This is a genomic window from Neisseria sp. HMSC055H02, assembly GCF_001813335.1.
GTDB lineage: Bacteria > Pseudomonadota > Gammaproteobacteria > Burkholderiales > Neisseriaceae > Neisseria > Neisseria sicca_C.
In genome coordinates, this window is sequence record NZ_KV812094.1 from 71057 (window position 1) to 93022 (window position 21966).

20 protein-coding genes are annotated in these 21966 nt (G+C 49.6%); 6 read left to right on the top strand and 14 right to left on the bottom strand.

Annotated features, from left to right (window positions below):
* Positions 1-184: 184 nt before the first annotated feature.
* Together recD and HMPREF2907_RS12540 are read right to left on the bottom strand one after the other, a co-directional pair.
* Entirely contained in the window at positions 185-1942 is a 1758-nt protein-coding gene (gene recD, locus HMPREF2907_RS06065; RefSeq protein WP_070681173.1) for an exodeoxyribonuclease V subunit alpha, read from the bottom strand.
* Positions 1943-2006: 64 nt separating this feature from the next.
* Positions 2007-2213, bottom strand: a complete 207-nt coding sequence (locus HMPREF2907_RS12540) for a hypothetical protein (RefSeq protein ID WP_141754414.1) — start codon at positions 2211-2213, stop codon at positions 2007-2009.
* On the opposite strand from HMPREF2907_RS12540, the gene HMPREF2907_RS06070 reads away from it, so the two are divergent.
* From HMPREF2907_RS06070 to cah, 4 genes are all read left to right on the top strand, one after another.
* On the top strand, positions 2157-3002 hold the full coding sequence (locus HMPREF2907_RS06070; RefSeq protein ID WP_070681176.1) for a 23S rRNA (adenine(2030)-N(6))-methyltransferase RlmJ: 846 nt from the start codon (positions 2157-2159) through the stop codon (positions 3000-3002). The two genes, HMPREF2907_RS12540 and HMPREF2907_RS06070, sit on opposite strands and share 57 nt — an antisense overlap.
* A gap of 94 nt (positions 3003-3096) precedes the next feature.
* Positions 3097-4155 carry a DNA polymerase IV gene (gene dinB, locus HMPREF2907_RS06075; RefSeq protein ID WP_070681179.1) on the top strand — a complete coding sequence of 353 codons (1059 nt, stop codon included), beginning with the start codon at positions 3097-3099 and terminating at the stop codon, positions 4153-4155.
* A 129-nt stretch (positions 4156-4284) separates the two neighbouring features.
* Positions 4285-5016, top strand: a complete 732-nt coding sequence (locus HMPREF2907_RS06080; protein ID WP_070681182.1) for a phosphoadenylyl-sulfate reductase — start codon at positions 4285-4287, stop codon at positions 5014-5016.
* 415 nt (positions 5017-5431) lie between these two features.
* Positions 5432-6190, top strand: coding sequence for a carbonic anhydrase (gene cah / locus HMPREF2907_RS06085; protein WP_070681185.1), 759 nt, complete (start codon positions 5432-5434; stop codon positions 6188-6190).
* 145 nt (positions 6191-6335) lie between these two features.
* On the opposite strand, the gene cysD is transcribed toward cah, so the two are convergent.
* Positions 6336-7250, bottom strand: a complete 915-nt coding sequence (cysD, locus tag HMPREF2907_RS06090) for a sulfate adenylyltransferase subunit CysD (RefSeq protein WP_070681188.1) — start codon at positions 7248-7250, stop codon at positions 6336-6338.
* A 271-nt stretch (positions 7251-7521) separates the two neighbouring features.
* On the opposite strand from cysD, the gene cysG reads away from it, so the two are divergent.
* Positions 7522-8937, top strand: a complete 1416-nt coding sequence (gene cysG, locus HMPREF2907_RS06095; protein WP_070681191.1) for a siroheme synthase CysG — start codon at positions 7522-7524, stop codon at positions 8935-8937.
* 81 nt (positions 8938-9018) lie between these two features.
* Here the strand turns inward: cysG and HMPREF2907_RS06100 are convergent, their stop codons facing one another.
* The 11 genes from HMPREF2907_RS06100 to HMPREF2907_RS06150 form a co-directional block, all read right to left on the bottom strand.
* The gene (locus HMPREF2907_RS06100; RefSeq protein ID WP_039855760.1) at positions 9019-9237 is read right to left on the bottom strand and encodes an HP1242/YdcH family protein; all 219 of its coding nucleotides are present in this window, start codon (positions 9235-9237) and stop codon (positions 9019-9021) included.
* A 625-nt stretch (positions 9238-9862) separates the two neighbouring features.
* The gene (gene cas2 / locus HMPREF2907_RS06105) at positions 9863-10156 is read right to left on the bottom strand and encodes a CRISPR-associated endonuclease Cas2 (protein ID WP_070681268.1); all 294 of its coding nucleotides are present in this window, start codon (positions 10154-10156) and stop codon (positions 9863-9865) included.
* 74 nt (positions 10157-10230) lie between these two features.
* A complete protein-coding gene (gene cas1c / locus HMPREF2907_RS06110) occupies positions 10231-11244 on the bottom strand; it encodes a type I-C CRISPR-associated endonuclease Cas1c (RefSeq protein ID WP_070681194.1) in 1014 nt (337 codons plus the stop codon).
* Positions 11245-11314: 70 nt separating this feature from the next.
* On the bottom strand, positions 11315-11980 hold the full coding sequence (locus HMPREF2907_RS06115; protein WP_070681198.1) for a hypothetical protein: 666 nt from the start codon (positions 11978-11980) through the stop codon (positions 11315-11317).
* 44 nt (positions 11981-12024) lie between these two features.
* Positions 12025-12687 carry a CRISPR-associated protein Cas4 gene (gene cas4, locus HMPREF2907_RS06120; protein ID WP_070681201.1) on the bottom strand — a complete coding sequence of 221 codons (663 nt, stop codon included), beginning with the start codon at positions 12685-12687 and terminating at the stop codon, positions 12025-12027.
* 16 nt (positions 12688-12703) lie between these two features.
* Entirely contained in the window at positions 12704-13570 is an 867-nt protein-coding gene (cas7c, locus tag HMPREF2907_RS06125; RefSeq protein WP_005636528.1) for a type I-C CRISPR-associated protein Cas7/Csd2, read from the bottom strand.
* Between the two features lie 11 nt (positions 13571-13581).
* Positions 13582-15363, bottom strand: a complete 1782-nt coding sequence (gene cas8c / locus HMPREF2907_RS06130; protein ID WP_070681205.1) for a type I-C CRISPR-associated protein Cas8c/Csd1 — start codon at positions 15361-15363, stop codon at positions 13582-13584.
* Positions 15360-16034 (bottom strand): type I-C CRISPR-associated protein Cas5c, encoded by a 675-nt coding sequence (cas5c, locus tag HMPREF2907_RS06135; RefSeq protein ID WP_070681208.1) that lies wholly within the window; start codon positions 16032-16034, stop codon positions 15360-15362. The genes cas8c and cas5c overlap by 4 nt, the downstream gene beginning before the upstream one ends.
* A 188-nt stretch (positions 16035-16222) precedes the next feature.
* Entirely contained in the window at positions 16223-17092 is an 870-nt protein-coding gene (locus HMPREF2907_RS06140; RefSeq protein ID WP_210388591.1) for a DNA adenine methylase, read from the bottom strand.
* Positions 17085-18809, bottom strand: coding sequence for an AAA family ATPase (locus HMPREF2907_RS06145; protein ID WP_070681214.1), 1725 nt, complete (start codon positions 18807-18809; stop codon positions 17085-17087). The genes HMPREF2907_RS06140 and HMPREF2907_RS06145 overlap by 8 nt, the downstream gene beginning before the upstream one ends.
* A gap of 68 nt (positions 18810-18877) precedes the next feature.
* Positions 18878-21160, bottom strand: a complete 2283-nt coding sequence (locus HMPREF2907_RS06150) for a CRISPR-associated helicase/endonuclease Cas3 (protein WP_070681216.1) — start codon at positions 21158-21160, stop codon at positions 18878-18880.
* A gap of 560 nt (positions 21161-21720) precedes the next feature.
* Between HMPREF2907_RS06150 and HMPREF2907_RS06155 the strand changes: the two genes are divergently transcribed.
* Positions 21721-21930: a heavy-metal-associated domain-containing protein gene (locus HMPREF2907_RS06155; protein WP_070681219.1), complete on the top strand. Its 210-nt coding sequence runs from the start codon at positions 21721-21723 to the stop codon at positions 21928-21930.
* Positions 21931-21966: the final 36 nt, after the last annotated feature.

Consider the following 21966-nt stretch of genomic DNA (forward strand, 5'->3'; position numbering starts at 1 on the left):
GGAATTTACTAATTTTTGTAATCGAACGGCTTCAATCCTATGAAAGACGGCGTAAACCGTCAAGAAGATTTAGAGTATTATGCTTAATTCCAAACGCTGATTTTGATACATATCAATAGAAAAAGGTCGTCTGAAAACTTCCGGCAGCATCAGTACCGTTTTCAGACGACCTTTAGGGTTTTATTCAAGCTTTCGATCCGAACATGGTATCCAAGATTTCGCCCAACGCCGTGCGGCGGTTTTTTCGGGTCTCCACCGCCATCCGCCATTGTTCTTCATTTCCCCAAAAAATGAAGCGTTCCCGCGCGCGGGTGATGGCGGTGTAAAGCAGCGCGTTGTTTAAGCCCGACAGCGCGTCATCTCCACCCTGCTCTATCTTTCCCGACGGCGGCAGCAGCCACACTTCCCGGTATTCCGAACCTTGGCTTTTATGCACGGTCATGGCGAACGCGGACTCAAACTGTGGCAGGCGGCTGATGGCGATTTTTTTGAAACCGTCCGCATTCGGAAAATACGCCGCCAAACCATTTGCCGATTCCGCGTCGGGCATAATCAGCCCGATGTCGCCGTTGAACACTTCCAGCGTATAGTCGTTGCGCGCAATCATGATAATTTGCCCCGCAAACCACGGAGTATCCGCGCCCGCTCGATGTTTGCGTTGCAGATAACGGCAATACTCTTCGTTGAACGCCTCCGCGTCCTGCCGCCATGCCGCCAAAACGACCACATCCGCCGCGTGTCCGAACGCCAGCGCCACGTCGTTTTTATCGACTGCCTGCCAGTATTTTTCGTGTTTGCGGTAAAGCAGCTCCGCCTGCTGTTTCAGACGACCCTCGCGGATTTCCAGCTCGTCGGGGAACAAGGCAAACTGCGCCCAACCTTCCGCGCTTTTACCCGATACGACAGCCCTCGCCAAACAACCGATGCCGCTGTCTGCGCCGAAACGGTGGCTGACCGTCAGTTGCGCGACGTTTTGCGACAAAGCCGGCGGATTTTCTTCCACAGGGAAACCGTGTTCCGGCAAATAAATACTCAGCTGCTCCGCCGTATCCTTATCCAAAACCGTTCGTCTCGACAATGCCGCCAATACCGCGCCGACGCCGACGGAAGGCAGTTGGAACTCGTCGCCCAAAAAAATCACGCGGCAGCCCGACGGAATCGCACGCAGCAAGTGAAGCAGCAGGGAAACATCCAACATCGAAGCCTCATCCACCACCAATACATCCAAAGGCAGCGGACGGTTGCCGTCAAACGCAGGCAGCATTTGCGGCGGACGCAGTTTCAAAAGGCGGTGGACCGTCTGTCCTTCCAGCGCGGACAAATGATTGCGCACCGCCTCCGGCATCTCGAAACCGTCCACCGCCCGATGCAGCGCGCGCGCCATATGCGCCGCCGCCTTGCCCGTCGGAGCCGCCAGCGCGATACGCGGCAGGCGCGTGGCAGAGTTGGTGCAAATCAGCCCCAAAAGTTTTGCCACCGTCGTCGTTTTACCCGTACCCGGTCCGCCCGTAATCAGCATAAACGCCTGGAGCAAGGCAAGCCCCGCCGCATCCCGCTGGCCTTCGCTTCCTTTATCGGCAAACCAGCAAGACAAGTTTTGCGACGCGCTCATCCAATCCACAGGCTCGACTTCCGCTTCTGCCAAACGCTCGATTTCAGCCGCCAAATCATGCTCGAGCTGCCACATCCGCCCCAAAAACAACTTTCTGCCCTGCAATACCAATGGCGACGCGCCCTGCCCGACCGTCGGCGCCAATTCCGCCAATTCCTCCGCCTCGCCCTCATCCAGCCAAACAAACGAATGCCCGTTCTGCAAAGCCGTAAATAGCCGCAGCACATACGGCGCCAGCACCGCAACATGCTCCGGTACGCAACGCTCCAGTAAACGCCCCGCTGCTTGAGCGGCGGCAAGGTTCAAATCATCGGCGGTATTCTCAGCCATCATCGTTTCCCGTATTGAAAAAAGGTCGTCTGAAAACTGAAATCCGGTTTTCAGACGACTTGTATTATATCGGACAAAACAAAAATTTCCGCGACGGCAGCCTGTCGGGACGGTTTACTTCCAGCGCAATCCCCAAGTCGTCTGAAAGCCCGGCAACAGCCCAGCCGCATTTGCGGATATAATCGCCCTTCCCTGTTTTCAGACGACCCCTGCCATGCTCAGCTACCGCCACGCCTTCCATGCCGGCAACCACGCCGATATGCTCAAACATTTCACCCTGTTCCTTACGCTGGAATATTTCAACCTCAAAGACAAACCATATTGGTATATCGACACCCACAGCGGCGCGGGTTTATACGATTTGCGCGGCGAGCAGGCGCAGAAGGTCGGCGAATACCGGCAGGGGATTGCACGGCTGCTTCAAGCAGATGCGCTGCCCTCGGATTTGTCCGACTTTACCGGTCGTCTGAAAGAAATCCTGCCCGATGAAAACCTCTACTGCGGCTCGCCCTGGCTTGCCCGCTTTCTCACCCGAGAATGCGACAAACTTCGCCTATTCGAGCTTCATCCTGCCGATTTTGCGCATTTGCAAAACAACATGAAAGAAGCCCGTCTGGGCAAACGCGGGCAAATCACGCAGACCGACGGTTATCGCGGACTGATTTCGCTGCTTCCCCCGCCGCCGCGCCGCGCCGTGGTACTGATCGACCCACCCTATGAAGAAAAACAGGATTACCGCCGCGTTGTCCAAACCCTGCAAGACGCGCTCAAACGTTTCGAGTCGGGCTGTTATCTGGTTTGGTATCCCTGCTTGAGCCGCGAAGAGAGCCGCAAGCTGCCGGAACAGTTGAAAAAACTCATGCCCGAAAATTACCTTCAAGCCGAGCTTTATGTCCACAAACCTCGCGAAGACGGTTTCGGTATGCACGGCAGCGGGATGTTCATCGTCAATCCGCCCTATCTGCTGGCAAAAAAATTGGCGGATACGCTGCCCAAGCTGACGGAAATTCTGGCTCAAGATGATGCGGCGCGTTTCGTTTTAGACTATCAAATCAAATAAACCAGCAAAGGTCGTCTGAAACCGGTTTCAGACGACCTTTGCCTATCGTTTTCCGCTAAAATACCCGTCTCTTTTTTCTTCATAACCATCTTCAATGTCCCAGCGCAAAATCATCCATATCGACATGGACGCGTTCTACGCATCGGTAGAACTGCGCGAGCAGCCGCATTTGAAAGGGCTGCCCGTGGTCGTGGCGTGGGAAGGCGCGCGTTCGGTGATTTGCGCCGCATCGTATGAAGCGCGGCAGTTTGGGCTGCATTCCGCGATGTCGGTGGCGACGGCGAAAAGGCTGTGTCCGCAAGCGGTGTATGTGCCGCCGCATTTCGATTTGTACCGTCAGATTTCCGCGCAGATTCATGCCGTATTCAGGCGCTATACTGATTTAATCGAACCCCTGTCGCTGGACGAAGCCTATCTTGACGTGACCCGTAATTTCAAAAACATCCCATACGCCAGCGAAGTTGCCAAAGAAATCCGCGCCGCCATTTTTGCGGAAACCGGTCTGACTGCCTCCGCTGGCGTCGCGCCGAACAAATTTTTGGCGAAAATCGCGTCGGACTGGCGCAAGCCGAACGGGCAATTCGTCCTGCCACCGCACAAAGTCATGGCATTTTTGGAAACCCTGCCCTTGGGCAAAATCCCCGGCGTGGGCAAGGTCACGCTGAAAAAAATGCAGTCGCTGGGTATGCAGACGGCGGGTGATTTGCGCCGTTTCGAGCGCGGCGAACTTTTAAACCATTTCGGACGCTACGGCTACCGCCTCTATGATTTGGCGCGCGGTACGGACGAACGCCCCGTCAAAGCCGAACGCGAACGACTCCAAATCTCCACCGAAATCACCCTGCCCGAAGACCTGTCGCTCGAACAGGCAGCAGGACATCTGCCCCATCTTGCCGAAGACTTGTGGCGGCAAATCGCACGCAAAAATGTCGAAGCCAAAGGCGTAACCCTCAAGCTGAAAACTCATGATTTCCGCATCATCACCCGCTCCCTGACCTACTCTTCCGTCCTGCCCGACACCGACGCCCTGCTTTGCGCCGCGCAAACCCTGATGCAGCGCGTGCCGCCCCAGCGCGAAGACGCTTTCCGCCTGATCGGCATAGGCGTGAACCACCTCGTGCCGAAAGACCAGCAGCAATCGCTTTGGTTATAAAGAAATAGAAAAGCATTCTTTCCCCTTCACGCAAGACCGCCCGACAATAATGTTCCGTACAAACTTTCAGACGACCCCTTTGCCGCAAGAGGGGTCGTCTGAAAACAAGAACCAAGGAACAAGCCAACCATGTCCCTCTTCCGCCCCCAGCTTTGGCGCATCCCGACGACAGGCGAAGCCGAACGGCGCCGGCTGCCCGAGTTGACCACCACGCTCGAAACCCGCCTCAAACACATCGCCCGCCGCTATCCGCAAGCCGTTTTCGCCTCCAGCCTTGCCGTCGAAGACATGATCGTTACCGACGCCATCTACCGCCTGAAACTCCCCCTGCGCATCATCACCCTCGACACAGGCAAGCTCAATCCCGAAACCGCCTCCCTGATTACCGCCGTCAACGTCCGTTACCAAACCGAGCTGGAAGTTTTCCACCCCGATCCCGAAAGCGCGCGGCAGTTTGAGCAGGAATTCGGCGCAACCGCCATGTACGACAGCGTCGAGCTGCGCCGCCGTTGCTGCCACATCCGCAAAATCGAGCCGCTCAACCGCGCCCTGAAAAACGCCCCCGCCTGGCTGACCGGACAACGCCGCAGCCAATCGGCAACACGCAGCGAATTGGATTTTGAAGAAACCGACCACAGCCGCAACATCGCCAAGTTCAACCCCATTTTCGACTGGGAAGAAAGCGACGTCTGGGCATACGCGCAAGCCTACGACGTCCCGCTCAACGCCCTGTATTTCCAAGGCTACCCGAGCATAGGCTGCGAACCCTGCACCCGCCCCGTCAAAGCAGACGAAGACATCCGCGCCGGACGCTGGTGGTGGGAAAGCAAGGACAGCAAAGAATGCGGGTTGCACAAATAACCAGGTAAAAAGGTCGTCTGAAAAAACCTGAATTTGGTTTTTCAGACGACCTTTTGCATGAGTCAGCTTTCCTTAAATTTTTAAGGTGTATAGTGGATTAAATTTAAATCAGGACAAGGCGACGAAGCCGCAGACAGTACAGATAGTACGGTAAGGCGAGGCAACGCCGTACTGGTTTAAAGTTTAATCCACTATAAAAAACGGAAGTTTTCTATTTCAAATCATTATCCATTCCTCAAACGACAATATCGTTTTTTAAAAAATGAATTCGCCTTAACTTCATAGCCTTAACAGAATTAACCCAAGAAGGCTTGACCTAATGATTTAATATGGCTATGGTTAAATAAAAAATAACAATAATCTACATACGCACCGCAATGCTTTTTTCCCTCCTCCTTACAGAAAGGATATTGCAATGCCCTGCTTGAACCTCACGCTGCCTCGTCTGACTGTTTTCCTGCTGTCCACCTTCGCAGCATTCTCCGCCGCCGCACATGGAAACCACACCCATTGGGGCTACACCGGACACGATTCCCCCGAAAGCTGGGGCAGCCTGTCTGAAGAGTTCCGTTTGTGTTCCACAGGCAAAAACCAATCCCCCGTCAACATTACCGAAACCGTCTCAGGCAGACTGCCCGCCATCAAAGTCAATTACAAACCGAGCGCGGTTGACGTGGAAAACAACGGCCACACCATCCAAGTCAACTACCCTGAAGGCGGCAATACCCTCAGCGTAAACGGCCGCACCTACACCCTGAAACAATTCCATTTCCATGTACCCAGTGAAAACCAAATCAAAGGCCGCACCTTCCCGATGGAAGCCCACTTCGTCCACTTGGACGAAAACCGCCAGCCTTTGGTATTGGCAGTATTGTACGAAGCCGGCAAAACCAACGACCGCCTGGCTCCGATATGGAACGTGATGCCGATGAAGGAAGGAAAGGTAAACCTCGACAAAGCTTTCGACGCCGGCACCCTGCTGCCGAAACGGCTGAAATACTACCGCTTTGCCGGCTCACTGACCACGCCGCCGTGCAGCGAAGGCGTATCGTGGCTGCTGTTGAAAACCTACGACTACATTGATCAGGCGCAGGCAGAAAAATTCACCCGCGCCATCGGCTCGCACAACAACCGCCCCGTCCAGCCACTTAACGCGCGCGTTGTCATCGAATAAACAGTAAAGCCGTAAACAAAAAAGGTCGTCTGAAAAACCAAATTTAGGTTTCAGACGACCTTTTTTTCGCTCTTCAGCACAATATTTTCGGAACAAAGTCATCGGCTTGGGTTTCAACTCAAACCGATTTCACCAACAGCTCCGCTCAAAAATACCCCGCCTTTTTGCGCTCTTCCATCGCTGCTTCCGACACGCGGTCATCCATGCGCGTGGCGCTGCGCTCGGAAATGGTTGCCGCCGCGGTTTCGGCGATGATGTCTTCGGGCGTGGCGGCGGTGCTGGCGACGGGGCAGGTGCAGGAAATGTCGCCGACGGTACGGAAGCGCACGTCGCGGATTTGGGAAACTTCGCCTTCGCGTTTCGGCGTCAGCGGGGTAACGGGGACGAGCAGCCCGCCGCGTTCGACGACTTCGCGTTTGTGGCTGTAATAAATCGGCGGCAGCGCGAGTTTTTCGCGGGCGATGTATTGCCAGATGTCGAGTTCCGCCCAGTTTGAAATGGGGAATACGCGCATGTTTTCACCGCTAAAGAGCCGCGTATTGTAGAGCGACCAGAGTTCGGGACGCTGGCTTTTCGGGTCCCATTGTCCGAATTCGTCGCGGAACGAGAAAATCCGCTCCTTCGCCCGCGCTTTTTCCTCATCGCGCCGCGCGCCGCCCATCAGCGCGTCAAAGCCTTGTTCTTCAATGGTTTCCACCAATGTAACCGCCTGCGCGGCGTTGCGCGAATCGGTTTCGCGGCGCAGGACGACCGTGCCTTTTTTGATGGAATCTTCGACGCTGCCGACCACCAGTTGCACGCCCGTGCGCGCCACGGTTTCATCGCGAAACTGAATCACTTCGGGATAATTGTGCCCCGTATCGACATGCAGCAGCTTGAACGGCAGCTTGAGCGGGCGGCCTTCGAGTTTGAACGCTTTAACCGCCAGCGCCAGCAAAACGACGGAATCCTTGCCGCCGGAAAACAGCAGCGCGGGATTTTTCGCCTCGGCGACGACTTCGCGGATGATGTAGATGGACTCGGCTTCGAGCCAGTCTAGGTGGTGGTTTTGAATAGACATATTGTTCTCTTTAGCAAAACTCGGATAGGCGGTACTCTAAAGAGGTCGTCTGAAAAACGGAAAGAATGGTTTGTTTGAAGCAAAGATGATTTCGTTATATTGGCGGGGTCGTCTGAAAAGGGATTGGCGTTTTCAGACAACCCCTTTGCCGCGCGGCAACGGAAACGGCACATATAACCAAATTTGATAAGATAAGCAAAAACCATTCTTTCCGCCGAAGCCTGCGGGATTTTAAGATGGGCGGCACGATAGCTTAATAAGAGAACACGCCATGAACCATTATCCCCTGTTTGCCGATTTGAACGGCCGCCCCGTCCTGCTGGCGGGTGCGGGCAAAGTGGCGGAACGCAAAGCCGAAAGCCTGTTGCAGGCAGGGGCTGCGGTCAGGGTTGTCGCCCGCGAACTCAACCCCGTTTTCCAAAAGTGGGCGGACGAAGGCAAAATCGAATGGCTGGGCAGCGAATTTCACGAGGACGATTTGGATGACGTGTTTTTCGCCGTCGCCGCCACCGACGATTACGCCTTCAACCGCCGCATCTTCCAAGCGGCGGAGCAGCGGGCGAAACTCTGCAACACCGTCGATACCGCGGATTTGTGTTCCTTCACCGTCCCCGCCGTCATCGACCGCAGCCCGCTCAAAATCGCCGTCTCCAGCGGCGCGACCGCCCCCGTTTTGGCGCGCAAGTGGCGGCAAATCATCGAAACGCTCATCCCGCTGCACACCGGTCAAATGGCGGCGCTCGCAGGCAAATGGCGCAACGCGGTCAAAGCCAAAATCAAAGGCACGGCAAACCGCCGCCGTTTTTGGGAAAACCTGTTCGACAGCCGCTTTAACGCGCTCGCCGCACAAGGCAACCTCGATGCCGCCGAAGCAGAGCTTGCCGCGCAGCTTGACGGCTTCGGCGCGGCAAAAGGCGAAGTCGTCCTTGTCGGCGCAGGCCCCGGCGATGCCGGACTGCTCACCTTGCACGCTTTACAGGCGATACAGGCGGCGGATGTCGTGTTCCACGACGCTTTGGTTTCAGACGACGTCTTAAGCATGGTGCGCAAGGACGCGGACAAAATCAGCGTCGGCAAACACGCAGGCTCGCACCACGTCCAACAAGAAGAAACCAACCGCCTTCTTGTTGAATACGCCCGCCAAGGTTTGCGCGTCGTCCGGCTCAAAGGCGGCGACCCCTTCGTTTTCGGGCGCGGCGGCGAAGAAGCCCAAGTCCTGCGGCAGGCAAACATCCCCTACCGCATCATCCCCGGCATCACCGCCGCACTGGGCGCGACCGCCTACGCAGGCATCCCCCTGACACACCGCGACTGCGCCCAAAGCGCACTCTTCGTTACCGGGCACAGCAAACACGACGGCCACCAACCCGACTGGCGCACGCTCGCCCTAAGCAACCAAACACTGGTCGTCTATATGGGCACGCTCAAAGCCGCCGAAACCGCCGAAAAACTGATGGCGCACGGACGCAGCGGCGACACACCCGTCGCCATCGTCTCCAACGGCACGCTTCCGCATCAGAGCGTCGTGACAGGTCGTCTGAAAAACCTGCCTGCGCTGGCAGAAAACGCCCCGCGTCCCGCACTGATCGTTATCGGCGAAGTCGTTTCCCTGCGTGACGAATTGAAGTGGTTTCAAGAAAACCCTGCGCAAAGCCGCCTTCACACAATGCACGAACAAGTCGCCTGAAGCGTTGGTTCAAACTGTTTAAACAAACAAAAGGTCGTCAAACCCCAATCCGGTTTTCAGACGACCTTATTCAAATCCCGATTACTTGCCTGAAGCCTTTTGCAACAGAGCGTACAACTCATCTTTCAGTTTCAATTTGGCTTTTTTCAGCTCCTCAATTTCTTCAGAACCGCTGGTAACAGGATTATTAACCAAACCTGTAATCTTATCGTCCAATTCATTATGCTCATCAAACAGACGGGCGAAGTGGGCGTCTTCTTGTTTTAATTTGGAAATTAAATCGCGATATTCTGGAAACATTTTATTTTCCTCTTTCGTTAATATGAATAAAACGGCGCAATGCCAAGAAAAGTATGTAACTGCCAGTAGTTTTATTATAACAAAGCTGCCGTTTTTATCCAGCCCCTTGCCAATCAAACCCTGCATTGCATCAAATTTATCCGACAGCCTGAAGCTGGAAATTTATCCGACAGCCCGAAGCTGGAAAATCTGATTTGATCAGAACAGAACAAATCCGATTACAGTCGTCTGAAAGACAGAGATTTGATGGATTGACGATTTCCTCTTCCACAGATAATTTTTCAGACATAACCATCAAGAAGCAAATGGTTAAAGACGGTTTAAATCAGTAAAACACAGTCTGGTTTCGACATATGGTTAGCGAAACCTGAGACGTCCTGACAGCCTACGCTGTGGACGTTTTTGTTTCAACACACAGCCGCCCGAAGGGGGCTGGCGCCTCTCTCAAAAGCCTTGCTCCATCAGGTTTCGCAGCCCCGATTTCGCTAAGCTCCCAAGAAAGGCGCAAACGCGAGTATAACACAGCCTTTCCCGTTACACTCGTATTCGCAATATCCTGATTGTTAAAGAACAATCCCAGTTCGCCAACCCTGCCGCATTTTCATGAGAACCGTGGGTTGGCGATTCACACAATCAACGTATCCTTAAACACATCCACCGCCGGTTTCGCGCCGTGATGTTCTACTTTGCGCCGCCATTTGCTGCCTAAATGGTAAAAACGCAGGCTATCGGTTTCGGAGTTGTAGGTTTTCAAGAGCTTGTCTTTTAAAACAACCCATTGGTCGGGCGCAATGTCGCATTCGAACACCGAATACTGCACGCGGACGCCGTAGTCCAGACACAATTTCGCCACGCGCCGCAGCCTTGCCTGTCCTTCCGCGTCTTCCAGAGAAATATCGTAAGTAATGAGCATCAGCATTTTGTATTCCCATGTGCAGGCTGCTTTAGAGGTCATCTGAAAACATCCGACCTGTTTTCAGGCAGCCTGCAAACCTATCTCATCAAAAACGGCGGGTATTCCGCCAAATCCCCACGCAAGTGTCGCGCCAACAGCATTGCCTGAATATACGGCAGTAGCCCGATTTCCACTTCCTCGCCCAAAAACGGATGCACGATTTTCTCCTGCTTTTTCGCCTGCAAGGCTTGAAACAACAGCTTACGCGCATCGGCTTTTAAGTTTACCGCGCCGCTTGCCTCGGTAACAAAATCCTGCGGTTTGATTTGTCCGCGGTTAATCAGCGAAAGCACCAACCTATCCGCCCACCATGCGCGGAATTCTTCCAAAATATCCTGCGCCAAACTGTCGCGCCCCGGTCGGTCGGCGTGCAGAAAGCCTACCTGCGGATCCAGCCCCACGCCTTGCAGCGCGCCGCTGATGTCCTTGCCCAGAATGCTGTACACAAACGACAACAGCGCATTCACCCCGTCTCTGGGCGGACGGCGGTTTCGCCCGTCAAAAGAAAAGCCGCTTTTTTCGCTCAAAAGCTGCCCGAATACGCTGAAATAACGCGCCGCCGCATCGCCTTCGATTCCGCGCACCACGTCCGGCCCCGCCGCGCCCTTCAACTGCCGCAGCGAAATATTCAAAGAATTGACTGCACTTTGAATCGCCGCATTCTCGCCATAATTGCGAATCTGCCGCTGAAGCACCCGCTTACTCGCCTGAATCTTCGCCGCGATGATATTGCGCGCAATCGGCACAGGGCTTTGCTCCGACACACGATACTGCGCCCGACGCAGCAGCACATTGCCGCTCTGCCGCCCCTGAAGCCGCCCCAAGAAACGTCCGTTTTCGGTAAAGAACGCCAAATTCACATTATTTTCACCGCAAAACCCCAACAAAAACGGCGACACCAGCACATTCCCAAAACAGAAAATATGCCCGATGGAATGCACCGGCAACTGCGCCACCTTCTTACGCTCCTGCTCCACCACCAACGTTTCCCGCTCCTTATGCAGATAGCTGCCTTGGGTGGTGATGTAGAGCGTGTTTTGCAGTTTGCGCATGGGGAAACTCCTTGAGTTTTGATCGCACATTTGGGGGGTGATAAGGCTGGCTGTCTAAAAATTGTGATGCCTATGGTTGCTGGCAGTTTAATTTTTGTTGATAATCTTTTATCATTGAATTAAGACTTTGATTATCTAATCTCCAAGTTTCAATTTGTATATTGGTTGGTTTATCCCAATTGCCATTTTTATTAATATTGATATTATTTTGTTCTATCTTATTACGAAGAGAAGTAATTATATTTAATAAATCTGCATTGGCTTTTATCTGTTGTAATTGTTGACTACAGATTTTCAAATTGTTCTCAATATTTTGATGAGCAGATTTCCATTGAGTAATAATAGACTCAAGTTCTCTATTTCTGTTTAACGCTTGATCTCTAGAAGTTCTAATTTCTCTAACTTGAGATTCTAGTAATTTGATTTCCCTATCCTTGTTTCCATTTTCTTTTCTTAATTGGCTAACTACTGAATTACTGGTCAGATAATTAATTTGTTTTTGTTTTTCATTTATTATCTGTTGATATTTTTTATTTTCTTCTTCTAAAGAAGGAATTTTATGATATTGGTTGTAAAGAGAAAATAGGCAAGCAAAAATTGATGTTAATATAGCAACTCCCCCTAAAGCCTTCATCAATTTTGAGTCATACCAGTGGATATTGCTATCATTAATATTTTCTACTTCTTGAGTATTTGAGCCGTCTTGAGAAGTAACATCCTGATTTTCATCTAACATATATTTTATCTCCTTAAAAAATTTTCTATTGAATATAAGGCTTTCTATTCAAAATACAAGTCCCCAAACAACCCCTCCACATACCCCACGCTCCTATCCCGTTTCCCCAGCAACTCCGGCTGGCAAATCTCCACCAGCGAGCAGACTTTGCAGCGTTTGCCGTAGTCGGGCGGCGGGGTTTGTCCACTTTCCAGTAATTCACGGACGGCGGCGATGGTAGCAAGTGTTTGGGCGCGCAGGTCGTCTGAAAACACGACGGGGATGCGGTGGCGGGTTTGCATATACCACAGCGCGCCCTCAGAGATGGTTTGCCCCGTCATTTCTTCCAAGCACAAGCCTTGGGCGCAAAGCTGGATTTGGTCCATCGGGTCGGGTTTGGGTTTGCCGCATTTGTATTCCACAGGTTTCATACGGCCTGTTTTTGTTTCCACTTCTACCAAATCCAACACGCCGCTGATGCCCAGTTTTTCCGTCGACACATGCACCGTCCGCTCAAAGCGCACGCCCTTTCGCGTTTCTGGCTCGCCCGAATCCACCCGCTCATGCAGCGCCTTGCCCTGCGCGGTCAAATAATTCTCCGCCCACGCCTGCTCGTTGTGAATCAACGCGCATTGACGTGGGCAGAAGGCGTAGTGTTGCAGGGCGGAAAGGGGAATTAGGCGCATGTCCTGATTTTCCCCTTGGGTTTTGGTTAAAAGTGCGGTCATCTTTTTAAGTGTTTTTTTAAAGCAGCTCTTCCACACTCACGCCATTTAAGCCGTCTGAAACCACGCTGATTTTGTAATCGCCAAAACCGCTTGCAGGCGTACCTGATTCGCCGTTTACGCGTTCGACTTTCACGGCGTCAAACAGTTTATGTGCAGGCTGGCTGCCGAGCGCGCTGTCGTGTTTGAAAACAATCAATTTGCGTGCTGCCATTTCGCCACGGGCGGCGGAGCGGTCGTGTTCAAACATCAGCGTCAGGGCTTGCCAGAGTTTGGCTAAGTCGTCGTCTGAAAAACCGGTTTTGGCGGCAAGGTTGGCGGAGATAAAGCCATGCACGCGGTAGAGCGCGTAAGGGACGATGTATTTACGCCCCATAGTGCGTTCTTTTTCCAAGTCTTTTTCGTTGGTGACTGCCATGCGGGTAATGGAAACTTCCAGCGGCACAATCGGGTCGATGGATTGGGCGAACGCCAGTTGTACCGGGCCACGAACTTGTCCGCTGTTGACTTCGGTGGTCATCACGGCACCAAAGGTGCGGATATCGAAGAAGTTTTTACACATCCACGCGGTGATATCGCGAGCTTTGGCTTCGTCTTTGGGCAGTTTTTTGGCTTCAGATTCAATGCCGAGCGCTTCATAAGCGCGTTTGTTTTGCAGGTTTAACACGCTTTTTTCTTTGACGTAGATTTCGTAACCGGCTTCGTTTTCGCTGCTGATTTCTACAAAATTACGAATTTTGCGTTTCAGGCAGACATCGGTTACCAAGCCTTTGCTGGATTCGGGATCAAGACGCGGCATATTCCCCGCATCGGGATCGCCGTTGGGGTTGCCGTTGGTTACGTCAAAAAAGTAAACAAATTCATAGCGGTTTTGAATGGCAGACATTTTCTGGCTCCTTAGTTTTCAATGGTTTCAGCGGTTTCTTTTTTAGCAAAATAGCTTTGTTTTTGGTGGTAATAGCCGATGGCGAAGCGACCTTGCTCGTCAATGCTCAAATGGCGCGGAAAGGTTTCGGGCAGTTTGGCAATGATTTCGTCCAAATCTTTATCCAAATTCACCGCCATGCCGGCTTTGTCTTTACGCAAGCGCGACAAATGGTGTTTTGCACCCGATAAAAGGCGCGGAAAAACCGAAAACGGCACGGCGGAGGCAGTGCCGTAATAACGGTCGGCAATGCCTGCATTTAATTCGCCCAACGCCTGATATTGAATGCGCACCAACACGGCAAACAGCCGCCCTAAAAGATAGGCGCGATTCGGGCTTTCATTGTTCAAACTCATAGGAACTCCTTCTTCGATAAAACCTTTTCTAAAACGCCGCTCTAATACGGCTTTCATCATTGCCACGCGCAGACCGTTCACGTCGCCGTCGGCGCGGATTCGGGTAATCAGTTGCGACAGCAAACTTAAGGGATACGGCGTGCCACAAATCACGGCGCGGGTCATTTCGCCTGCCAATACGGGCGAGATATTTTCGCTTTTGCCCAATACGGCAGTTTGCAATAAGAGTCGCCAAATAGACGGCGGCGTTTTCCATGCACAAGGCTCAAGGGCTAAATCTTGCCAATGCTGCGCCAAATTTTCCGCCAGCTGCCCAAACGTGGTATCCAGCCAAAACCGAACAGAAATCCGCGCGGCATTGGGGGCAAGCCCTAAGATATAAAAACGGGTATTGTGAGAGAGTTCAGGTGCAATTTCTTGCAGCGGACGGCCTTTGTTACTTATTTGTTCCAATACGTTGAAAACTTTGGCGCTTTCTTGTTCGTCATCCGGCGGCGTAAACACTTGCGCGAAGAAGCCTTCGGCAGCCTGCGCAGTTGCACTATCATCCGCTTCCGCCCAAAAGACCGTGCTGGCATCGCCGATGGTCAGACAGTGATTATTTTCGCGGCGCAACAGATAGTTCAGCGCGGTGGTGTAGGCAAAGGCGGATTGTTCGGAAACGGGCGCATTTGCGCCTTGCTCCTTGCCAAAAGAAGCAAAGGCTTCTTTGTTGAACGAAATAATCGAACCGCCAGAGCTTTGCCCGCCAAACACGCCTTTAATCGCCGGATGCAGCCGCGCAATCGGGGCGGTGTCGCCGCTAATCAGGCACAAGCCCTCGAGTGCTTCGTCGCTTTTCAGGCAGCCTGCCCACAAGCTTTGTGCGGCTTCGCGTTTATGGATAAGTGCGGTCGATTTTTCAAGAGAAAATGCGATGTTGGCATCGAGCATTTCGGCAGGCAGTTTTCCGGCAGCAAAATTTTCAGGTAGCCAGTTTCGCAAAAAGCGGCACAAGGCTTGCAAGCCTTCATCTTCGCTGTTTTGCAGTAAATCGAGATGGTATTGCTTAAAGGCGTCAAAAGTTTTTTCAGACGACGTAAACGGTTTTTCTTTGGCTTCGGCTTTGTTTTTATTGGCTTCCACGCCAAGCACGTAGGCGGTTTTATCCCACAAAAAATTCGGTTTGATGCCCGACGTGCGTTTTTCAGGGCGCGGCACGCTCATCAGCTTCGGTTGCGGCTTTTTATCGGCAGTCAGATTCGGCACAACGGTTTTCAGACGACCTTCTTTATCCAACACCAAAATCCAGCCGATTTTCTCCTCGCTAAAGCCATAAGGCGGCACTTTCGGGTTGCCCATTTCATCGTTTTCCGCCGCCAAACGGCGGTAATAGCGGGCAAGGGACGCAAGAATCATGCTTTCACCTCCTCGGCGTAAAACGGCGGTACATCAATCACGCCGTCTTTCATTTGTGCGCGGAAAAAATGCGGCGTGTTGCCGTGGTCAAAATCAATATCGTGCAGCATCCAGCCTAAATCGTGGTTTGCATCGCTTTCCAATAACGCCGACGGTGGCAGCGGCTCACCTTCGTCAATCAACGCGAAATCGGCAGGAAACTCACGCACGCCCAAACAAGGCTGCTGAAAGCATTGCCCCTTTTTCGCACGACGTTTGAACATCTCAATATGCTTGGTAACGGTCTCATCCGCGCCTGCTTTTGTCGTCAGCACCGCATGGGCTTCAATCACATAAGCCACGTCTTTAAGCACCGTCGCCGCGCGCTGCTGGCGGTCGTCTTCAATCAGCGTATATAAATCGGCAACACTCTTGCGCTTCATCGCGCCGCTGACCTTACCTGCCGAAATCTTGCCGCCCAACTCATTGCGCCGCACCGACTCAAACCGAATCGGCTTTAACACATAAATCCGGTCAATCACCCACCGAATCGCCGGCTTCCAATGCACCGCCGCCAAAATCCCGCGCGCCGCCGACGGCGTGATGACATCATAAGACACCCGCTCCACCTTCATCTCCGGACGGGTAAAACAGGCATAATCGCCCCAAATGTGTAGGCGGATTTGGTTCATTTGGTTCTCCTTTTGGTTGGAAAGTGCGGTTTCAGACGACTTTATTTCTCTTCGATAGAATCATCAAAACTTCATATATCATCAGCATCGTTACATAATAAAACACCCGCTCCTCGTTGAATAAATGAATAGGAAGCGGGTTGATTTAAGCCATAAGAAACGAATAATTATCTGAAATAGAACTGTAATTAACTAGCTATTTTCACTTTTGGAATTCCTTCTTCTGGAATGAGTAAATCTTGGCTGAAAAACATAATTTCATTTCCAATATAGCGTCTTTGAGCTGAATAGTTTAATCCATAGCTTAAAGACTTGCTCATTTGATACATAAAACAAATTTCTTCTGTATTGTCATAGGATACAATCCAGGGATATTTAAAGTTACTTTGTTGAATTACCTTTGAAATAGCTACATGATCATCATGATTATAATAATTTCGATATAATCCTTTTCCTTTTACGTAATAAGGTGGATCCAAATAAATCAATGATTTTTCCGGAAGAAACTCAGAACAATTACTTAATAAAGATAAGGAGTCTTCACAATAAACCGAAATATCGTTTTTTCGTTTAGCTATTTCAATAATGCGTAATGCAATAGCATCTTTATTAAATCTTGCATCAAGTTTATATGTCCCTAATTGTTGTTTTCCTCCAATCACGCCGGCTTTTAAAATACCTGAACGATTAGTCCTATTCATAAATAAAGTTGCAAAACCTTTTTCAACTAAACTAGCATTACATTCGTTTCGTAAAATTGAACGCCACTTAAACCATTCATCAATAGTAATAGGAGTAGATTCAAGTAAATGTAAAAGTTCGTCAAAATATTGAGTTACCGATTTCCAAAAAGCGTAAACTGCCGGATCAGCGTCATTAATATGGATATGTTCCGCATATCCATTAAATAATAAATTTAGTGCGACACCCGCGCCGCCAGCATACGGCTCAAGATAGTGTCCACCCGAAACACCATTTAATTCCATTACTTTTGCTATAAAAGGAGAGAAAGATGCTTTTCCTCCCGGATAGCGTAACGGGCTATATAATTTATTCATTTTCATCTCTATGATTTACTCTTTTCAGTTTTACGTTCAATGTTGATAGCTTTGCAGGATCAACAGAGTAGCCTTTCTGCATAACGTGACACATAGTGTTTTTAAACTTGTTCAGAAACTCATTTACTAATTCAGGATTTTCACTAATCCAGTGTATCCATGGATTGGAAGAATTATTTGATTTACATACAGATTGAATGGTCTCATTTTTATAAAATCGCTTAAAAATCTCCCTCGGTCGTTTACTTCCCTTATACTGTTTTACCTTTTCTTTTATATCTACTCGATCTCCAGTAATTGAAAATGCACTAATTACTTCACTGGCAAGATTTGTAAAAACATCTCTCGAAAATTCAAAAGCGTTATCCCAATAAGGATGTTCTTTTTCTAAGTTGTATAAATGTTCGAAAATTAACTGGTCAGGTGGCAAATGACCAGGTAGTAAGACAATTGTTTTATACTTTATATTTGCCTTCAACTTTTGATCCGCATCTAGACAAATAATACTTCTTTCTGAGAACTCTGCTATTTTATGGTCTATAAGGTTGAAATAATTTGAACATCCAAGAGTAATGTTATTCATTGGATATGTAAATTTTTTAATTGGTTGTCTGAACATTATTTGGGCAAAAAAATCGGAAGCCTCTCCATCTTCAAAATAAACATTAATTTTAGGCAAATTTATTGTTTTTGTTAGAGGGATTATAGTTGCCAACAAGTTAGCATTAATTTGAGCCCAAGACCAATCATGTTGTACCTGTGTATCGCCGTATGTGTCGCTTAAATAGATGGTTTTATATCTTTGTCTAAATTGCTTACTTTTTTCAAAAGCATATTCAATTAAAACAGGAGAGTGTGAGGTCATAATAACTTGTAAATTAAGGTCTCGACATTCTCTTTCCAATATCTTTAATAAATTGATTTGAGCAGTTGGAAATAAACCCGCATCCGCCTCATCTATTAATAACAATCCTCCTTTGTAGTCTGCATAATCTTCTTTAAGTTTCCTAAATGACATCAGTGCTAATACAATTTGTCCAGCATTGTCTTCTCCCGCTGACACGGATTCTTGATCATAATTATCGCCATAGGAAACAGCAGAACTAATCGTGCCACCTGTACCAATAGCATTAGCTGAACTTCTATTTAAAAGCTCATTTGTCAGATTAATAAAGTCTTGCTTATGGTCATTTAGATAATCAAAATCCTTAATTTCATAAGTTCGATCAGTAATAGGATAAAGTCTTTTTAAACTTAAGAAGATAACAGGATGCGTAAAATTTCTACTTGTATTAGCTCCTCCAGTTGCTGTACTGTTATTTCTAACAACAGCTCTAGGTGCGTCCCCACGAGTCATTAATTCTAATCTTGCGGTTGCATCCTGATTTGTATAACCATCTTTGAGTTCTATAGAAACTTTCATTGAACCCGGCACATCAAATGTCTGCGAAATTCTAAAATGATCGCGATACTTTGATTTAAACGGAAGCCCTGTAATTTGTTTATAGGAAATTGGCTCATCTTTGACATAATCCTTATCAAAGCTAAAAATCTGAGCGGCAATTCCTAAAATTGAAGACTTCGATGTACCATTTTTCCCACATATAACAGTAATAGCATCTCCAAATTCAACCTCTACATTATTTAAAGCTCTAAATTTTTCAATAATCAATTTTTTTAGTTGTGTTAGTTGTGTTAGTTGTGTTTTTGCAGTCATGTAGTTACCTATAAAGGAATGTTTGAGATATTGAATAATTCTAATTGCTGTATTTTACCTTGGTGATATTAAAAAACCAAACTCTCCCCCTTCAAAAACTCCATATCCTCCCAACTCAAACCCGCCACATCATCATACAAATCCAGCCCAATCAGCGAATAAAACTGTTTGCCGAAGTTTTTCTCGTTAATCGGTTCGATACGTCCTGCTTTATACAAAGCAGCGAGGGCTTTTTCGGGGATTTGGACGGTGTAGGGTTGCAGTTTGCGTAAGAGTCCGCCGATGTGGTCGGCGTGGTGCAGGCTGCTGATGAGGTTTTCGGCCTCACCATCGAATGGAATAATCAGCGGCTGCATGTGGCTTTCGATCATGCGAAATTTGTCGGCGATGGTTTGGAATGGGAAATCGAGGCTTTGCCCTGTATCGTTGTGCATTTTCAGAATTTTTTTATTGTCCAGTTCACTGCCTTTTAATTGATAAAGCTCGGCGAAGTAGGCGGCGACGGCCTGGGTAGATAAGAGGTCGTCTGAAAAGTTGTCGGCGGTCAAGCGCATAACAGCGGCTTGGGCGGCAAGTTCAGGCGGGGCTTTCCATTTGTCTTCGGGCGCGAATATCCAGACAAAGCTGTTTTCAGACGGCCTTTTGCCTTCGCGGTTGCAGCGTCCGCCAGCTTGCGCAACGCTGTCTAAACCTGCTTCGGCGCGCATCACCAGCGAAAAATCCACATCAACGCCGGCTTCGATTAACGAGGTGGCGATAACGCGGCAGGGTTCGCCGTTTTTCAGACGACCTCGGATTTCATCAAGCTTTTGGCTGCGGTGTTTGGCGCACATTAAGGTAGTCAGGTGGAACGTGCCGTCAAGGTGTTTGGCTTGGTCGTACAGGCTGCGGGCGTGTCGGCGGTTATTGACGATGACGAGCATTTGCGGGTGTTCGCCAAGTTTGGCGAGCAGGTCGGCGTCGGTTTGTATGCCGATGTGTTTCACGGTGGTGCGGCGCAGTTTGTCGAAAAGTGCGGTTGGTTTTGGAGCTATTTCGCGCACGTTTTCAAAACCGCGATAGAAGCCGTTTTCGGCTTGCACGGCTGGCTGGGTGGCGGTGCACATGACGACGCTGCAGCGGTAGTTTTGCGCCAATTCTTTGATAGCTTGCATGATGGGTAGCAACAGATTGAGCGGCAGCATTTGCGCTTCGTCGAGAATGATGACGGAGCCTGCGATGTTGTGCAGCTTGCGGCAGCGAGAGGAGCGGTCGGCAAAGAGGGATTCAAAGAATTGCACAGCGGTGGTCACGACAATCGGCGCATCCCAGTTTTCCGAGGCAAGGCGCAATTTGTCTTTGGTGGCCTCATTTTGCAGTTTCCCATCGTCGAAGGTGCTGTGGTGTTCCAACACGGCTTGTTCACCCAATTCGCCAAAGGCTTTGCGGAATTCGGCGGCATTTTGTTCGATGATGCTGGTGAACGGAATGACGTAAATCACGCGCCGCATACCGTGTCGTTTGGCGTGTTCCAGTGCGAACGCCATGGAAGTGAACGTTTTGCCGCCGCCGGTCGGCACGGTGAGCGTGAACAGTCCTTGCGGTTGCGCCGCTTGTTCTACGGCATGATCGAGAATTTCACTACGCAGGCGGTTTAAGGCGGCATTGCGTTTTTCGGCTTCGGTTTGCTCTGGAGCTTGGGCGATACGTCGTCTGAAATCGTTGATAAATTGATTGAAATTGTGTTGTAAGGCGTTTAAATTGGGATAACCATCGCGCTCGATGGCTTTGTTTTCTAGCTTTAGATAAAAGGCTTCGGTGTCGAGATAATCGGCATCCACTAAGCAGGAATAAAGCATTCGGGTGAAAAAGGCGTAGGAGAAAAAAGGATGATGCGCGTCGGCTTTGAGTGGCGGTGCAGACAGGTTTTGAGGGAGCTTGATTTCTTGTTGCCACAGATTATCGAGAGCGGGAATATCTGCGCCGAATTGCAAGGCTAACCGCTGCTTTAACGTACGGCGGTTATCACCTTCACCATTGCCATTTGCCAATCCCGCATGATGCCCCGCAATGCAAAACGCCATCAGCTTGCCGATAACATCTCCCCAACGCTCAACGGCAATTTTGGCTCCGGCGGTGGCATGATCGACTGAAGGGCCACCATGTAATCGGTGATTAAAGGGTTCCGAATATTTCCCCACGTCATGAAGCTGCCCCGTTTGGCAGGCAATTTCCTGCGCACCAAATATCTGGGCAAACTCCGCCGCCATTTCCCCAACATTGACCGAATGGCTTTGTAAGGTTTGCCAATGTTCGTAAGGCCAGAGATTGCCGAGTTTGTCTTGCGCGGAATGGGCGTAGTAGGTTGTCATCTAGATTCCCTTGGGTATTTTCACAGCCCGGCTATTTCTGTTTTCTACCATCTGTCTTTGCAAAGACAAACTGCGGTTACCCGTTTGTTTTGCGGATATGGGCGATGCAGTCGAAATTCACATCGATTTTCTAAAATTGAAACGTGCAAAGCCTTAACGAACAAGCCATATAAATAGCTTGAAGTGTTGAAAATCGGAAATCTGTGGAATGAGGTCGTCTGAATAACGGATAAAGGAGATAGTTAGGAATTTATGATGTTATTATTTTATTTGTTATAATTACCCGAATATAATACAGCATTTATAATAAATAACAATATCAATTTGACTATTTGTGAGCAATGGAACAAATCAAACGTAGCGTGATGGCTTAGCATAATAAACGGTGAGAATCTAACGATACTATGTTTTCAGACGACCTGCTTGACTTTGCCCCTACATTTGGGGTTATAGTTGATTGGATTTAATTATGGCTTGCTTCTCTGCCTCATCTTGATTTTTGTTAATTCTTCATATTTTATTGTTTTTTAGACTCAATTCGTTCACAGAAAGGAAATCCTATGGAAACCCTTACCCTCAATATCGGCGGTATGACCTGCGGCGGCTGCGTGAAAAGCGTTACCCGTATTTTGGAAAACACGCAAGGCGTTGCCAAAGCTGAAGTCAGTTTGGATAACAAAAATGCAATCATTGAATTTGATCCTGCAAAAACCAATCCCGAAGCGTTGATTGAAGCTATCGAAGATGGCGGATACGACGCAGCTTTGTAACTTTTTAAGGTCGTCTGAAAAATATTTTCAGACGAC